Here is a 14,553-nt window from a genome sequence, read left to right as displayed (position 1 = left end):
ACGTGGAGTAATAATATGAGCAAATTAACAGTAAAAACACTAACAATGTCGAGTGCTGAAATATCAGATTTAGTTGAATCTCGGCATGACAAAGTGAAGCAATCGATAGAAAGGCTTGCAGCACGAGGCGTAATTCAACTTCCCCCACTGGGGGAGGTCAAAAACCATCAAAATCAGACGGTACAGGTTTATCATTTAAATAAGCGTGATAGTTATGTTGTCGTCGCTCAGTTATCACCAACATTCACTGCAAAGCTGGTGGATAGATGGCAAGAGCTAGAAAATCAACAATTGGTACCGACAACATTTTCAGCAGCTTTGCGCTTAGCGGCAGATCTGGAAGAGCAAAAGCAACAACTTGAAAATAAGTTAGTTGAAGCTGCACCTAAAATTGAATTCGTTGATCGCTATGTGAAAGCGACTGGCGCCATGACATTTAGGCAGGTATGTAAATTGCTTGATATCAAAGAACCAGAATTTAGAGGCTTTTTGCTCGATAAGAAAATCATGTATCGGCTTAACAATGTAATGACACCCTACCAGCAGCATCTAGAGGCCGGACGCTTTGAAGTGAAAACAGGTGTAACTCAAGGTACTGACTATGCATTCACCCAAGCTAAATTTACAGCAAAGGGTGTTAATTGGGTTGCAGGTCAGTGGATGGAGCACAAAGCATATGCATAAAGCCTCGATACTCACCGCAAATATGGTACCAGAATTAGGGTTAGTAATATTTAGACCAGGAGTGAGTGAACTCCATAAGTTTAATGGCCGTATGTTGATTATTCCGGTACCAGAGCAATTAACCAATAAATCAGTAGGGCCTATCTCTCTTTCATCTTCTTTCTTCAGCGACGAGTTGAGTGATATTGAAGAATTAAAGCCGGTACTAAATTTAACTATCGATCCCGAGCCACCAGCTAGTTTCATGCTAAAGCCAAAACTTAAGCGCTGGGAAAGCACGAAATACCTACAGTGGGTTAAGTCTCAACCGTGTTGTATATGCGGATCTATTGCTGATGATGCGCATCATATTATTGGTCACGGACAGGGCGGTATGGCGACTAAATCCCATGATTTTTTCACTATTCCTCTATGTAGAATTCATCATCGAAATCTACATGACGACCAAAAGGGATGGGAAAGCGAACATGGAAGCCAAATAATTTTGTTATTTAAATTTCTAGACCGTTCAGCGGCGCTAGGTGTATTCGGTTAATGCAGGGTGCGGCCTGCTAAAGAGGTATTAAGTGATTTATCCATTAACAACAGGTAAAAGCGAAGAACATTTTAAATTACGTACATTGGAAAGCGTGTGGATACGTGGACGTTTAACTATGTGGGGTAGATGGGCAGCATTTAGTAAAACTCCAAGCGCTGCAGGTATGTTTAATCAATTATTAAAAGAACCAACAATCACCAAAAAAGCCTTAAAAGATGCCATGAAAAGGATGCGTACATCAGGCCTATCAAAAGAAACACTATTAATGTTTTTGGAAGAGTTTAAGGATAAAAAAACATTAAGTAGCATGTGGTTCTGTTCAGATGCCGAAGGCGGCAAAATGGATAAGGTCATTTGTGCTGTTTTCGAAAAAGATCAAGGATTATTAGAAATACTGAAACAGCATTATGTATATAAAAAATCATATTTCGGTATAGCGTTAGAGCTTTGTGAGAAAGATGGACGTTACTGTTTACGTACATATCAGGACAGAGTCAAGGCATGGATAAACGTTGCCGAGTTTATGTTATACAGGCCAATGTGTGACGAGTTCGACCGTAAGTATCATTACAGTGAATAAAGCTTGACTATTTTGCCGATAAAGTTATAGTTTTCGTATATGCTGTGCGAAGCTTTACACGCAAGGCAGGAAGGGAATCTAAAGCCTCGAAATAACGAGGCTTTTTTATTATTTGATAGAATCTAAATAATCTAAGTTTAAAATTTCTTTGGTTATAGGTGTCCTTCCATAGCTTCTACCTGAATAATTGAATAAATTGTTTGCACTATTCTTTTCAATTATCTGTTTAAATTCATCAACTGTCTTAATTCCAGTAATAATAGCTAGTTTCTGAAAATTTTTATGTTGAGCTGCCTTAACAAAAAAAGGGCTGCGGTGTGTGTAGTTCGAATAACCTAGAGTTCCGGGATGCCAACTGGATAATTGTATAATAGACATCATATAAGTAATGGTTTCAGCCTCAACCACATGGTTAAAAGTTAAATCATTTCTATCTGCTTCCCTTTTAATTATTTCAGCTGCATTCGAATGAAAATTCATATCCTTACTTAAGGCGCGTCCCGCATGTTTTGTGTTGCCATAAAATGAACTAAAATTATCATAATCATAGCCTTTAAACCTTTCTATTTCGGGGTTTAAATAGCTCGATGTATATATTTCATGTAATAAGTCATATCGCTCTGTTTTCATTAATGAGGCAACAATATATAGAAAGAGCTCATAAACAAAAACTGAATGCGCTTCAAACCAGTCATCACTAAATCGGCTTAGATCTGTAGGTCTAGACTTTAAAATTCTTAACTGCTCTAAAAGGTTAGTAACTGACTCTGTAAATTCTACCGAGTGATTTATTCCAGACTCTAATAGCAACCAATCGCTTAGGAAGTTACGAACAACTTTTAATTTGTTAATGGTATTTAAAATGTCTTCAGGAAATGTATCATTATTTGGTTGCTCTCTTACTCGTAATGCGTCAGCAAATTCAATACATGATGAAATAAAATCATTTCTAAATAGTTTTATATTTTTATTATTGCTAAATATAGATTGCTTGAGAAGCTCATATTTAGCCCTTATTTCACCTGAAGGTATATCTGCCTTCTCATTTAAAAATGATGGTGCTTTTCCTCTTGTTGGCTTCGTAAATCTGGGTTTATTATATAAAAGCCTTAGTAATTGCTCCCAGTTTTTGTTTGTTTTCTCTAATGATGAAAAATCTATGCCTATTCTTGCTGAAGCGAAAGTGGGTAAAATAGGTTCGTTTAATTCATTAAACTCACAAAGTATAGGTATAAATTTGCTTTGTTGAACTTTACTGTATATCTCCCCTGAGATAATTTGAGTCTCAGTTCCAACGCCTCGATTACGAGTATCTGCCTTTTCTTTGTACTGAGAATCACAGATAATTAGAACGTGTGAAACCGTTTCATCAGTTACCATGCTTTCCATAAATGCATATTTATCATCACCTTCTTTTAGATCATAAATATCAATTTTAACATCAATACCATCAGCCAAAAGGCGATCTGCCCAATCCTTTACCATAGTTTGGTGCTCGAGGCTTGACCAACTATATGAAATGAAAACTTTAGGTTCTTGGTGCTTTGAATCTTCCATTTTATCTCCAAGTATAGAAACCAGTATATTCGCCAATGTTATCATTAAACTGATTTTATTTTTGTAATAAAGGGCACATTAAGAAATTCAGTTATTTCGATTAATTAATTCAAATGGGTCACTTAGTGCGGCCATTTTCATATATAGCCACCGCAAATCACTATCAACATGTTTAATTACTGCAATGACGTTGCTGGTGGCTACCTATTAACTAAATTCCTCCGCTAGGGGGTGAGATATGCGTATGTCAGACAACTCAAGCCTCTATGCAAAAGCGGTAGGAATAAGCACAGCGGCTGCTGGACTTTTTACTTTAGAAGAGTGGGCGATCATCATTGGTATTATTTGTACTGTTGGAACGTTCTTTGTTAATTGGCATTACAAACGAAAAGATTTCAAATTAAGAGAGAGGGCTAATAGTGGCAAAAATACCTAATAAAATAAAAGTTGCTGCCGCTGGTGGATTGATGACCTTAACAGTTGCGATGGTCACTGATTTTGAAGGGTATGAGCCTAAACCCTATCGCGATCTGATAGGCATATTAACAGTATGTTATGGGCATACGGGCGCTGACATTATCCCCACAAAAACCTATACAAAAGCCGAGTGTGATGCGTTGTTAGAAAAAGACTTGGCAATCGTTGCTAAAGCCGTAAATCCCTTAATAAAGGTCAATATCCCTGATTACACCAGAGCGGCGCTCTATTCATTTACTTACAACGTCGGAACAGGGGCTTTCTCACGTTCTACGTTACTTAAAAAATTGAATGCCGGTGATAGAACTGGCGCATGCAATGAACTTAAACGCTGGATATATGCTGGAGGTGTTCAATGGAAAGGGCTAATGACAAGGCGAGAAGTAGAAAATGCGGTATGCCTAGGCGAGTTCGCATCTACTTATCCCTATTCTTCATCGGGATCCCCATCTTTATGGCAACTGGCGTATACGCACTCAGAGATGATACCTGTCGCACTGACAAGGTAAGTTTAGAAAAGCGCTGTCAAAAAGCTATCGATCACTATAAAGGTCGGCAAGTTAATTTTTAATCTTCTATACGGTAACCGCCATGAATACAGTCAGAGTAGCGTTATTTATCGCAGCGTGGGTGGCCATATGGGGGATGTGGAAACAACACGAGAAGATAGATGAATTAAATACCAAGAATGCCGAATTACTCATTGAGCTGACAGAGCAAGTCAAAATTAATGAAGATTATCAAGAGCGTGTACAATCTCTTCACCAACTCGATACTAAACATACTCAGGAATTAACTAATGCAAAGAGTGAAATTGATAAGTTGCGTATTGCTGCTGAGCGTAATCCTGAACGGGTGTACATCAAAGCCAGTTGTAAAAAAACCGAAAGCGTTACCACCTCCGGCTTGGATGATGCAATCACCGCCCGACCTACTGACTCCGCTATCCGAAATTATTGGTTACTCAGAAAGCGAATTGCAGAATCAGAGCAGATGATTAAAGGGTTGCAGGAGTATGTTGAGAAAGAATGTATTAGTGTGGTAGAGAAGAGATACTAGGTTAGTGGAAATAATTTACACGGTATGAGTTATTAATAATATATGATAGGTTAGGGATTGTTATGCGGTGTTACTAATGTATTGTAATATATAATCTATTTACTATAATGAATGGTAGTTAAATCAGTGGATTAGTAAAATGTCTATTTACCAATTTTCAACGTCGTTAGTACCTGAAACTTTATGCATTAACAATCCTGACCATAGACTTGCAACATTAGTTTTTTTTGGGAATATCCAGACTAAACTCTGTGATGAAAAGCTTAAAATACATATTGACTTATCTGAAGTAAAGATGGCTACAGCCGCAGCCTCTTTGCTGTTTTTTGCAATAATAAGTGAAGCAAAACTACGTTTAAATGATCCTAAAGCCGTACGATTTACTTGGCCTCAAAAAGCAAAAAATATCGATGGGCATAAGGTTATAGTTGCAACGGGTTTATCTTCAGCGTTATTGGCAAACTCTATTTCTGAACTCGATAAATTAACAATAGAGGAGAGGTATTTTCAATCATCGGTTGATCCTGAGACGCAGTTAGTATCATCTAGGCAATTTTTGATAAAAAATATGGACAACCCATTGAATGAAAATCAGTTTGCTTTACTTACTGCTGCTATAGGTGAGGCAATGATCAATGTTAGGCATCACGCTTATGAGCTAGAGGGGTGGCAGGGGAAAAAAGTATATCTTGGAGGCTCTCGTTGGTGGCAATGTTCATGGTATGATCAAAAACAAGACGCATTATATTTTATTATTTGTGACCTTGGGTGTGGTGTTGTAGAGTCTTATAAGTCTAGTCACCTTGAAAAGGTAATGACTGAATTTGACATGTTAAATGAAGCATTTTGTGAAGGATTTTCTAGATTTATTGATCAAGGTCGAGGAAATGGTTCAGAAGACATAAAAAGACCAATAATTGAAGAAAAAAGTATGCATGATGTTAAATTTGAGCAGCTTCTAGTTTTGAGTGGGTATTCACAATATGAATATTCCATTCAAAATAATAAACCAAGGGTTTTGAGTCATGAAGTCACTAGTAGTATTCCAGGAACGTTATCTAAAGCTACAAGTTTTTTACCTGGAACTATAGTGGAGTGGTGTCTTATACCAGAAAGAAGGTAGCCTATTTAACTATGATAATAAGGGATTAATTATGGCTGTGATTAAATTAGTTGATTTTACTAAATTTCCATTAGGTCGGTATGAAGGTGATAGTTCAAGCAGTGGAGAAGTATTCAGAAAAAACTGGTTGTTGCCTGCTTTAAATAAAAATGATGAGAATATAGTTGTCTATTTAGATGGAGCTAAAGTTGCTATAGGCTCATCTTTTTTAGAGGAGGCCTTCGGTGGGTTAATTAGACATGAAAATTTTACTCTAGCTGAGTTAAATAATCGATTATCTATTGATACTACAAATAACATGTACAAAGTACTAATAAGTAAGTATTTGAATACAGCAGAAAATTTAAGATTAAAAAACAAAGGTCTGTGAGAATTATTTAATGGAGATTTTATTTAAATTAGCACCACTTATAAGCATCATTTTGGTGTTTTTTACTTGGAGTATGGTGTATGTGAATGCAACAAAAATTTCAAGTAGAACGGAAACCAAATCAATTAATGATGAGGTAATTAAAATGATAAATAAAATCAATGAGTCGGCGCTATCTTTTTGGTCAGCAAAGAAAGGAAGTATCACAAAAAACGAATTATCGTTATTTCGAGTGTGTATTTCATCGGAAATACTTAAGTTATTGAAATATAATGAGATATTATCTGTCAGGGATTTGGGTATATCAACGGAAGCTCTAGCTGAATTTAATGATATTGTTACCCTTGATTGTGAAAGTATGCTTGTAGGAAAATTAAGTGATACCGAAATAGAATCAAAACTAAATGGAATAATTAGTATTAGCGCTCAAATGCAAATAGATCTGTATAAGCAATATGAACGAGTTTATAAAATCATTCCTCCAGGAAGTATTTTTCTCTCTCTCGCATCACTTATATCAAATTATAGTAAAAAATTAGAAAAGGAGGTGGATGATATATACAAATAGTTATCTGTATATTTTGTTGGGGGAATAGCTTTTGGCTTGAATTAAGGTTGTTGTTTCTCAACGCTAGAATAGTATTTTAGTATGAATGCTGGCTATTTTAGCACATACATAAAATGATTTTTCAACGGTAATATTATGGCTAATTTAATTGATTTAGCTAATCAACTTAGTACCATCCGTAAGCAAATTCCTTTTGCTACAGCACAAGCAATGACTAGTACCGCACGTAAAATAGAGAATGCACAAAAGGTTGCATTACAACGTAATTTAGAAAGCCCAACACCTTTCACTGTTAAGAGTATTAAAAGTCGTGGAGCACGTAAAAGTGATCTACGGGCTAAAGTGTTTGTGATGAATATCGCAGCTGAATACTTAACACCATTTGAGGATGGTGGTGTTCATAAGCTAAATGGCTCTGCACTGCTTAACCCTAAGAACATCAAGTTGAACAAATACGGTAACTTACCCAGAAATAAGTTAAGTAGCCTGAAAGCTAAAGATAATACTTTCATTGGTGAGTTGAATGGTGTCAATGGCGTGTTTCAGCGTAAAAAATCTAAGAAAGGCCGTAAGGGCAAAAAACGATTAAAACGCTCACCTAATGGCACTCGTCGAGATAGACAAAAGCAGCCAGCACCTAAGTTACTTATTCGATTTGGTGATGCTTTACCTGTTCTGCCTGTACTTGGATATCAAGATAGAGCACAGCGAATGGCACAGGCTTTATTACCAGAGGAAATAAACCGAGCGCTTGGAGAAGCAATGCGTTCGGCTAAATAATTTTTATATGGGAGGAATCAGTGAACATAAAAGCAATGATTATGTGTAATAAAACACTGACATTAGAATGTGATACAGATAAAAATGAATTTTGGTTAGACTTATCAGTATCTTTAGGATGGGTAAAGTTTTCTCGAATGAAGATTAACTCAAATATGTTCCTAGCCACCGAACTACGTCAGGAATCTGAGTTAATCCCTTGCTTACCAACTCAAGTGAGATGTGTTTTGTGGTCTCGTAAGGAAGCTGTTTTAGCTGAGTTAGAAACTTCTGCTTATCTTCAGGATCTTGCACTGTTTTCTCTATCAAATTAGCAATTTCTTGAATCGCATCATGGTGGAATTTTATTGTTGTTACATTAAGGATTGCACTTAATCCGCCATCATTCTCCATGAAATCAATACCTTTTTTTGTAGCTATAATAGATTCTAAGATATCGAAAATGGATAGTGATGTAATTCGTCTAGGCAATCCTATATCGATAACACCATGCTCAAGGAGGTACGCAATATTAACTCTGAATTTATATTCTGTTTCAGTATCTATTTGATCTGTTACGTAATCAGAGAAGTTTGCAATAGTTGTTGGGTATGGATAAGCATCTATAGCAGCATTAAGAATGATGAATTGCAACTCTCTATCAAATTTACTCATTTTTTAATTTCTCAATGTTGTAGTGGTTTAACGCCAATAAAAGATTAATTTGATGTGGCAGTGAAGAGTATCATATTTAATAATAACGAAAAAATCGTTATTCTAAGTAAATAAAGTAATTAAAATTTACAAAGGATAACGATGTAATGATAGATTTATATGGCTATTTAGTTGATATAAAAATGTATTTAGTTGATGAGTTGAGACCGCTTTTTGACAAGTCTGCTAATTATTTAACATGGTCATTTTTTTCATTTGTAGCATGCATTGCTGCTATTAAAGCGAAAAAAGAAAGATATAAGGCCAAAGTTAAGGTCAGTTTAGGAACTAAAGCTATTTATAATATATATATAGCGCTGTTTTTTTGTATTGGAGTTATAAATCTTTCCTATATTGGTGTTGCTTTTAGTGTTTTTGAGACCAAGAATAATTCTATATTTTTCCCTATTGTATTTGGTATGGCCATTCTTATTGTGATGTTAAATGCATCTACAACAGTACATGGACAGATAGAAAATCTAAATAATGAAACTACCAAGACAATTGGGAAAAAAACAAAATATAAAAAAAAGAAAAGGCGATGAACAGTATTATATGTAGAGTGGATCTATATAGATTTTTTTGGGTCCTTCCTAGCGCTTTTCTATTTCACGGGCATTGCGCGCCGTGTTCTGCGTCTAGCTACAAAATTTTGAATTTGTGTCCCATGTCCCATGATGTGGGATGAAGCATTTTATTTTACTTTCAAAAAGTTACGTTAAAAATCATTGGGGTTTGTGTCCCATCAAATGTGGGACATGTCCCACGCAATGTCCCATGTGTCCCAATGTCCCATCACTAGCGGAAAATGTCCCATGTCCACGATGAATATTTCTGATTATGCCAAACATACTGGCGTGAATCGTAAGACGATCTCACGCTGGATGAAGAGTGGGCAATATATCGTGATGGCCGGAGACGAAATTGATGTTGGGGCAAGTGATAAGAATTTAAAACAGTATCGAGACAGTAAAGATCCTCGTACTAAAAATGCGACAAGAAAAACTAAAGAAGTCCCTGAAAAAAAAGCAGCAAAAGAAAAGTCAGACTTTCAACAACAAGCAGAGTCTGTTTTAGCTGGGCTCGTTTCTGGCGAGGTTGACGTTCGTAATTTAGAAGAGTCACGCGCTATTAAAGAGCATTATTTTGCTGAACTCGCTAAGTTGGAATATGAAGAAAAATCAGGCTTGGTTTTGCCGTGGCAAGACATGATAAATAAAGTCGGTGAGGAATATCACGCAATGCGGACACGGCTTATCGCTATTGCTCCAGAACATGGTCCTCGCTTGCGGTCATTGGCGACCACATCTAGCGACGCTGAATTTGTCACGGCATTGCAAGATATTATCCATGAGGCGATGGAGGAATTAAGCCTTGACCACAGTGAACAGGGGGGATAATGCATGGCAACAATTCACCCGTGCACTGGTTCAGAAACGTGCTGATGTCAGACCTCCAGAACCTTTATCATTAAGCGAGTGGGCGAATAAATACGCTGTATTGTCGCGTGAAAATGCCGCGCAAACAGGTCGCTTTCGTTCCTTTAAATACCAAGATGGCATGATGGATGCTATCACTGACCCCACCGTCACACAGGTTTCTGTGATGAAATCAGCACGAGTGGGCTATACCAAAATTCTAGACCATGTTGTTGGCTATTACCTTTCTCATGATCCCTCGCCTATTTTAGTGGTTCAGCCTCGGGTTGAGGATGCGGAAGATTATAGTAAGGGTGAAATTGCCCCCATGCTACGTGATACGCCTGTGTTAAAGGCGATTGCAGGGGAAGCCAAAGCCAAAGATAGCGGTCAAACTATCCTCAAAAAACAATTCTCAAACGGAGCCAATTTAACGCTAGTGGGTGCAAACTCACCGGGCGGTTTTCGTCGTATTACCTGTCGGATTATTTTATTTGATGAGGTCGACGGTTATCCCTTTGGTGGTGCTGGTGCAGAGGGTGACCAAATCGCATTGGGTACTAAACGTTCAGAAACATTCTGGAATCGGAAGATTGTACTGGGTTCAACACCAACCGTGAAAAACGTTAGCCGTATTGAAAAGGCTTATGGTGAAAGTGATCAGCGTCGTTATTGGGTGCCATGTCCTCATTGTGGTGAATATCAGATTTTAGAATGGGGTGGCCCTGATACGCCTTATGGCATGAAGTGGGATAAAGACAGTGAAGGCAATGGGTTACCTAAAACCGCTTACTATGTCTGCCGTCATAATGGCTGTGTTATTCATGATAACGATAAAGCCTTGATGATTAAAAATGGTGAGTGGCGAGCGGAAAAGCCATTTACGGGGCATGCAGGTTTCCATATTTGGGCGGCTTATAGCTTATTCCCTAATGCGTCATGGCCTAATCTTGTGAAAGAGTGGCTGCGCGTTAAGGATGATCCCTTGATGCGGCAAACATTTATTAACCTTGTGTTGGGTGAGCCTTATGAAGATAGGGGCGAAAAAGCATTAAGTGAGAAAAAATTACTTGAGCGCTGTGAGGTTTGGGCGGCGGAAGTGCCTGATGGTGTTGCAGTTCTAACTGCAGGTATCGATACCCAAGATGATCGCTTTGAAATTGAAATTGTCGGTTGGGGACGCAGTGAAGAAAGCTGGTCTATTGCTCATGATGTCATTGAAGGGGATTTAGAAACGCCAGAGCCGTGGGAGCGCCTCGATGCATACCTGAAACAAATTTGGCGGCGCGCTGATGGTCGCGGGTTTACCATCATGGCAGCTTGTATGGACTCCGGTGGTCACCATACACAGGCGGTTTATGACTTCTGTAAAGCGCGTTTAGGTCGTCGGATCTGGGCGATAAAAGGGGAGTCAGCAAGGGGTGGTAAGCGCTCTCCCATCTGGCCAACGAAACGTATTACATCAAGATCTAAAGCTGGATTTAAACCTGTGATCATTGGTGTGAATGCAGCTAAAGATAACGTGCGTGGTCGCCTTCATCTGGAACCACCGGCAGCAGGTGAACCATCACCGGCTTATATGCATTTCCCGATTGATCGTGATTTGCATTATTTCAGCCAATTACTTGCGAAACGGTCGATAGTCAAAGTGGCTGGCGGTCAACGTTATCGAATCTGGGAAGCAATACCGGGTCGAGCGAATGAAGCGTTGGACTGCCGAGTGTATAGCTATGCAGCTTTATGCGGTTTGAATTACATGGGTCTGAAGTTAAATGCACTTGCTGACAATATTGCAATTAACCCCGAGCGTTTAATTTCGCCATCAGAAAAACCAGAAACTAAAATCAATTTCCGTTTGCCGGGGGCGTTCATTCCTGAAGATGTGGAAGATAAACCTAAACGTAAGCGGATATCTCAATTATTGCCATAAGGAGTGCCAATGTCACAAATCAAAACGCTGCTAACAGGCATGAGCCAAGAGCAGTTAAAACAGGCACTCAACCAAGCGCAGCAAGCCTATATTGATTTATCCACAGGTGCAAAAGGTGTTTCATTTTCTTATACGCAAGGTGATGGGACGCGCTCCGTGTCTTATCAGCAAACAAGCCTTGGTGATTTATTAGCACTGATCCAAACGATACAGGCAATGCTAGGCATATCACGCAGGCGACCAATTAGGGTGAGATACTGATGAGTGTAAAAATTCTCGGTTTAAATGGTGAGCCGTTACCACCATCGAATGCCAAATTAAAATTTAACGCATTATCAGGAAGTGGTCGTGTACCCTATGATGCTGCTGATTCTTACAGTGACCAGTTAGCAAATTGGCAGCCGGCACTGTGGTCACCTGATAATGAAATCAATATTTACCGTGACCGCATTGTTTCACGGATGCGTGATCTTGCTCGAAATGACGGTTGGGCCGCTGGTGCGATTACCCGAGTACTCGATAATGCGGTAGGTGCTTGTTACCGGCCTGTATTTAAACCCGATTACAGGATGTTGCGGTTACTGACGGGTAATAAGTCATTTGATGCAACTTGGGCAGCGGAGTATAGCCGTTTTATCACTGCACACTGGCGATCATGGGCGAATGATAAAGGACGTTATTGTGATGTAGAACGAAAACAGACGGTCTCGCAAATGCTGCGTTTAGGTTTTCGACACAAGCTGTTAGACGGTGATGCTTTAGCTATTCTTCAATACCGACCTGATAGATTAGGGCTCGGGAAAGCGCGCTATGCAACAACGGTACAAATCATTGATCCAGACCGTCTCAGTAATCCGCAGCAAAACTTTGATATGTCGAATATTCGTGGTGGTGTAGAAATCGATAATGATGGTGCGCCGATTGCTTATCATATTCGTGAAGCGCACATGGGGGACTGGTGGTCAGGTGAAAAAACCATGACTTGGAAACGGGTATCTCGGGAAACCTCTTGGGGGCGTCCTGTTGTAGTTCATGATTTTGATATGGAACGTGGCGCGCAGCATAGAGGGATCGGCATTCTAGCGCCCATCGTTCAAAAATTAAAAATGTTGATTAAATATGATGAGTCAGAGTTAGAGGCAGCGATCTTGAATGCTGTTTTCGGTGCTTATATCGAGTCTCCATACGATGCTCAAATGGTGCAATCTGCCCTTGGTGATACAGGTTTTGGTGATGGTGAAGAACTCAGCGCCTATCAAACTCAACGTACAGAGTACTATCAAGACAAACGTCTTAACTTACAAACAGGTGCACGGATCCCACACTTATTCCCAAATGAAAAAATCGTCACATTAGATGCTGCACGGCCGACAAGTAACTTTGCTGGTTTTGAAAGCGCAGTACTTCGAAATGTTTCGTCCGCAACTGGATTGTCAGCACAGCAAATAACACAGGATTGGTCAGATGTTAACTATTCATCGGCTCGTGCTGCAATGTTGGAGGCTTGGAAAACGTTAACTCGTCGTCGTGATGAGTTTTCTAGCGGTTTTGCTCAGCCGATCGCTGTCGCATTCTCGGAAGAAATTCATGATGTTGAGGATGTGCCTTTACCTTCAGGCGCGCCTAATTTTATGGAAGCGTCCGCGGCCTATTGCCGTGCTAGATGGATGGGACCAGGACGTGGATGGGTTGACCCAGTCGCAGAGAAAAAAGGGGCCATTCTCAGCATGGAAGCCGGTTTCTCAACACTGGAAATGGAAGTGGCTGAAAATATGGGGGAGGACTGGGAAGAGCTTGTTGACCAGCGTAACTATGAAATTCAGCGATTTAAAGAATTGGGTATACCGCTACCGGGCTGGGCGCAGGCAGAAGAGTTTGCTCCAGATAACCCGACAAACAAACAGGAGGCCAAGTGAATTTACCCCACTTAGCACAAAAGCTATTTAATACTCCTTTGGCCATTCATCCGCAAAAAGCAGAAGTCGTGATAAGTGCCGTTATGGAACGATTTGGTATTACGCAAATTCGTAGCTCTATGATGGAGGATGATTATTACGATGATGACCGTTTTTCGCGTAAAAAAAAGGCTGACAGTGGGTATGACGTTTTAGAGGGGATCGCGTTGATACCTGTGCAGGGAACACTAGTACAAAAATTAGGTTCCTTACGGCCTTATAGTGGCATGACAGGTTATGACGGCATACGGCAAGTGTTTTTGTCAGCCATTCATGACCCAGAAGTCAAAGGTATTTGTCTCGATATCGACTCTCCTGGTGGAGAAGTGGCAGGGTGTTTTGATCTTGTTGATTTGATTTATGAATTACGGGGTAAAAAACCGATTTATGCCATTCTCTCGGAAAATGCGTATTCAGCTGCTTATGCGATTGCCAGCGCAGCCGATAAAATTTATGTACCGCGTACAGGTGGCGTCGGCTCAGTTGGGGTGATTGTTATTCATTGTGATTGGTCACAACGTATTAAAGAAGATGGATTAAAGGTTTCCATCATTACCTATGGCGATCGTAAAGCAGAAAGCAATCCGTATGTATCACTTACTGATGAAGCGAAAGCCGCTATTCAGCACGATGTTGATGAAATGGGGCGTCTATTTGTGAGCACTGTTTCCCGTAATCGTGGACTATCTGAAAAGATAATCCGCAATACACAAGCAGCCTGCTTTTTGGCTGATGAGGGCGTACAGATGGGGCTTGCTGATGTTGTTGCGAGTCCCGATGTCGCATTTCACGAACTGATGAAAGTTTCTGGAGTTAAATAA

General features: G+C 39.5%; 17 protein-coding genes and 1 pseudogene. 16 read left to right on the top strand and 2 right to left on the bottom strand.

What is annotated here, in order from left to right:
* Nucleotides 1–15 precede the first annotated feature (15 nt).
* The 3 genes and pseudogenes from ACTH6U_RS04925 (at nucleotide 16) to ACTH6U_RS04915 (ending at nucleotide 1,802) form a co-directional block, all read left to right on the top strand.
* Nucleotides 16–684 carry a phage antirepressor KilAC domain-containing protein gene (locus tag ACTH6U_RS04925; protein ID WP_441831708.1) on the top strand — a complete coding sequence of 223 codons (669 nt, stop codon included), beginning with the start codon at nucleotides 16–18 and terminating at the stop codon, nucleotides 682–684.
* 184 nt (nucleotides 685–868) lie between these two features.
* Nucleotides 869–1,219 (top strand): annotated as a pseudogene (locus tag ACTH6U_RS04920) (DUF968 domain-containing protein); the annotation flags it as partial.
* Between the two features lie 31 nt (nucleotides 1,220–1,250).
* Nucleotides 1,251–1,802: a DUF1133 family protein gene (locus ACTH6U_RS04915; protein ID WP_441831707.1), complete on the top strand. Its 552-nt coding sequence runs from the start codon at nucleotides 1,251–1,253 to the stop codon at nucleotides 1,800–1,802.
* Nucleotides 1,803–1,910: 108 nt separating this feature from the next.
* Here the strand turns inward: ACTH6U_RS04915 and ACTH6U_RS04910 are convergent, their stop codons facing one another.
* A complete protein-coding gene (locus ACTH6U_RS04910; protein ID WP_441831706.1) occupies nucleotides 1,911–3,359 on the bottom strand; it encodes an SEFIR domain-containing protein in 1,449 nt (482 codons plus the stop codon).
* 238 nt (nucleotides 3,360–3,597) lie between these two features.
* Between ACTH6U_RS04910 and ACTH6U_RS04905 the strand changes: the two genes are divergently transcribed.
* The 7 genes from ACTH6U_RS04905 (at nucleotide 3,598) to ACTH6U_RS04875 (ending at nucleotide 7,736) form a co-directional block, all read left to right on the top strand.
* Nucleotides 3,598–3,795: a phage holin family protein gene (locus ACTH6U_RS04905; protein ID WP_441831705.1), complete on the top strand. Its 198-nt coding sequence runs from the start codon at nucleotides 3,598–3,600 to the stop codon at nucleotides 3,793–3,795.
* Entirely contained in the window at nucleotides 3,779–4,345 is a 567-nt protein-coding gene (locus ACTH6U_RS04900) for a lysozyme (protein ID WP_441831704.1), read from the top strand. The genes ACTH6U_RS04905 and ACTH6U_RS04900 overlap by 17 nt, the downstream gene beginning before the upstream one ends.
* Before the next feature lie 82 nt (nucleotides 4,346–4,427).
* Nucleotides 4,428–4,895 carry a lysis protein gene (locus tag ACTH6U_RS04895; protein WP_441831703.1) on the top strand — a complete coding sequence of 156 codons (468 nt, stop codon included), beginning with the start codon at nucleotides 4,428–4,430 and terminating at the stop codon, nucleotides 4,893–4,895.
* A gap of 139 nt (nucleotides 4,896–5,034) precedes the next feature.
* Nucleotides 5,035–6,018: a hypothetical protein gene (locus tag ACTH6U_RS04890; RefSeq protein WP_441831702.1), complete on the top strand. Its 984-nt coding sequence runs from the start codon at nucleotides 5,035–5,037 to the stop codon at nucleotides 6,016–6,018.
* 31 nt (nucleotides 6,019–6,049) lie between these two features.
* Complete coding sequence (locus ACTH6U_RS04885) at nucleotides 6,050–6,388, top strand: STAS-like domain-containing protein (protein ID WP_441831701.1); 339 nt, start codon at nucleotides 6,050–6,052, stop codon at nucleotides 6,386–6,388.
* 10 nt (nucleotides 6,389–6,398) lie between these two features.
* Nucleotides 6,399–6,956, top strand: a complete 558-nt coding sequence (locus ACTH6U_RS04880) for a hypothetical protein (protein WP_441831700.1) — start codon at nucleotides 6,399–6,401, stop codon at nucleotides 6,954–6,956.
* A 135-nt stretch (nucleotides 6,957–7,091) separates the two neighbouring features.
* Nucleotides 7,092–7,736 carry a hypothetical protein gene (locus tag ACTH6U_RS04875; protein ID WP_441831699.1) on the top strand — a complete coding sequence of 215 codons (645 nt, stop codon included), beginning with the start codon at nucleotides 7,092–7,094 and terminating at the stop codon, nucleotides 7,734–7,736.
* A gap of 144 nt (nucleotides 7,737–7,880) precedes the next feature.
* On the opposite strand, the gene ACTH6U_RS04870 is transcribed toward ACTH6U_RS04875, so the two are convergent.
* On the bottom strand, nucleotides 7,881–8,390 hold the full coding sequence (locus tag ACTH6U_RS04870) for a hypothetical protein (protein ID WP_349423974.1): 510 nt from the start codon (nucleotides 8,388–8,390) through the stop codon (nucleotides 7,881–7,883).
* A gap of 146 nt (nucleotides 8,391–8,536) precedes the next feature.
* Between ACTH6U_RS04870 and ACTH6U_RS04865 the strand changes: the two genes are divergently transcribed.
* The 6 genes from ACTH6U_RS04865 to ACTH6U_RS04840 all read left to right on the top strand — a co-directional run bounded on the left by ACTH6U_RS04865 (nucleotide 8,537) and on the right by ACTH6U_RS04840 (nucleotide 14,553).
* Nucleotides 8,537–8,974 carry a hypothetical protein gene (locus ACTH6U_RS04865; protein WP_441831698.1) on the top strand — a complete coding sequence of 146 codons (438 nt, stop codon included), beginning with the start codon at nucleotides 8,537–8,539 and terminating at the stop codon, nucleotides 8,972–8,974.
* A 270-nt stretch (nucleotides 8,975–9,244) separates the two neighbouring features.
* The gene (locus ACTH6U_RS04860; RefSeq protein ID WP_441831697.1) at nucleotides 9,245–9,829 is read left to right on the top strand and encodes an RNA polymerase subunit sigma-70; all 585 of its coding nucleotides are present in this window, start codon (nucleotides 9,245–9,247) and stop codon (nucleotides 9,827–9,829) included.
* A complete protein-coding gene (locus tag ACTH6U_RS04855) occupies nucleotides 9,813–11,777 on the top strand; it encodes a phage terminase large subunit family protein (RefSeq protein WP_441831791.1) in 1,965 nt (654 codons plus the stop codon). Before ACTH6U_RS04860 ends, ACTH6U_RS04855 begins: the two co-directional genes overlap by 17 nt.
* Before the next feature lie 9 nt (nucleotides 11,778–11,786).
* On the top strand, nucleotides 11,787–12,038 hold the full coding sequence (gpW, locus tag ACTH6U_RS04850; protein WP_096864638.1) for a gpW family head-tail joining protein: 252 nt from the start codon (nucleotides 11,787–11,789) through the stop codon (nucleotides 12,036–12,038).
* Nucleotides 12,038–13,693, top strand: a complete 1,656-nt coding sequence (locus tag ACTH6U_RS04845; RefSeq protein WP_441831696.1) for a phage portal protein — start codon at nucleotides 12,038–12,040, stop codon at nucleotides 13,691–13,693. Before gpW ends, ACTH6U_RS04845 begins: the two co-directional genes overlap by 1 nt.
* A complete protein-coding gene (locus tag ACTH6U_RS04840) occupies nucleotides 13,690–14,553 on the top strand; it encodes a S49 family peptidase (protein WP_441831695.1) in 864 nt (287 codons plus the stop codon). The genes ACTH6U_RS04845 and ACTH6U_RS04840 overlap by 4 nt, the downstream gene beginning before the upstream one ends.

Origin of the sequence: Providencia sp. (assembly GCF_052096715.1) — a bacterium.
Lineage (GTDB): Bacteria > Pseudomonadota > Gammaproteobacteria > Enterobacterales > Enterobacteriaceae > Providencia.
This window is presented reverse-complemented; position numbering and strand designations above follow the sequence as displayed.

What these genes read in the sequence shown, in the direction of transcription:
- ACTH6U_RS04925 (WP_441831708.1), top strand. Translation starts at nt 16, where the DNA reads ATGAGCAAATTAACAGTAAAAACACTAACAATGTCGAGTGCTGAAATA.
- ACTH6U_RS04910 (WP_441831706.1), bottom strand. Translation starts at nt 3,359, where the DNA reads ATGGAAGATTCAAAGCACCAAGAACCTAAAGTTTTCATTTCATATAGT.
- ACTH6U_RS04905 (WP_441831705.1), top strand. Translation starts at nt 3,598, where the DNA reads ATGCGTATGTCAGACAACTCAAGCCTCTATGCAAAAGCGGTAGGAATA.
- ACTH6U_RS04895 (WP_441831703.1), top strand. Translation starts at nt 4,428, where the DNA reads ATGAATACAGTCAGAGTAGCGTTATTTATCGCAGCGTGGGTGGCCATA.
- ACTH6U_RS04890 (WP_441831702.1), top strand. Translation starts at nt 5,035, where the DNA reads ATGTCTATTTACCAATTTTCAACGTCGTTAGTACCTGAAACTTTATGC.
- ACTH6U_RS04885 (WP_441831701.1), top strand. Translation starts at nt 6,050, where the DNA reads ATGGCTGTGATTAAATTAGTTGATTTTACTAAATTTCCATTAGGTCGG.
- ACTH6U_RS04880 (WP_441831700.1), top strand. Translation starts at nt 6,399, where the DNA reads ATGGAGATTTTATTTAAATTAGCACCACTTATAAGCATCATTTTGGTG.
- ACTH6U_RS04875 (WP_441831699.1), top strand. Translation starts at nt 7,092, where the DNA reads ATGGCTAATTTAATTGATTTAGCTAATCAACTTAGTACCATCCGTAAG.
- ACTH6U_RS04870 (WP_349423974.1), bottom strand. Translation starts at nt 8,390, where the DNA reads ATGAGTAAATTTGATAGAGAGTTGCAATTCATCATTCTTAATGCTGCT.
- ACTH6U_RS04865 (WP_441831698.1), top strand. Translation starts at nt 8,537, where the DNA reads ATGATAGATTTATATGGCTATTTAGTTGATATAAAAATGTATTTAGTT.
- ACTH6U_RS04860 (WP_441831697.1), top strand. Translation starts at nt 9,245, where the DNA reads ATGTCCACGATGAATATTTCTGATTATGCCAAACATACTGGCGTGAAT.
- gpW (WP_096864638.1), top strand. Translation starts at nt 11,787, where the DNA reads ATGTCACAAATCAAAACGCTGCTAACAGGCATGAGCCAAGAGCAGTTA.
- ACTH6U_RS04845 (WP_441831696.1), top strand. Translation starts at nt 12,038, where the DNA reads ATGAGTGTAAAAATTCTCGGTTTAAATGGTGAGCCGTTACCACCATCG.